The sequence below is a fragment of the Psychrobacter sp. CAL346-MNA-CIBAN-0220 genome, from assembly GCF_040309805.1.
GTDB lineage: Bacteria > Pseudomonadota > Gammaproteobacteria > Pseudomonadales > Moraxellaceae > Psychrobacter.
Map to the genome: position 1 here is coordinate 1 of NZ_JBEOPF010000122.1, position 285 is coordinate 285.

The 285-nt window shown below is 46.7% G+C and carries 1 pseudogene; it reads left to right on the forward strand.

What is annotated here, in order from left to right:
- A pseudogene (locus AAEY88_RS12965) lies at positions 1-285 on the forward strand (hypothetical protein); the annotation flags it as partial.

A 285-nucleotide genomic window follows, 5' to 3' on the forward strand; every position in this document is an offset into this window, starting at 1 on the left:
GTGAAGAGCGGGTATTAGAGCGCCGCCAAGGCTCTGGCACCTTTGTAGCGCAGCAGCAGTTTAATCATACCTTTGTCGAGGTGCGTAATATCGCCGAGGATCTAAAGTCCGCCAATCGCGATTATCAAGCGCAAGTGGTGAGCACGCGAAGTCTTACCCAAGAAAATTTAGCAAACGAGTTGCCTAAAGAAGTGTACGATAGGTTTAGCGATATCCTAGTAAAGTCTAAGCAAAGTAATAGCGCTCAGTTAGCAAAAGAGGATCTTCCAGAAGCACTAGTATACG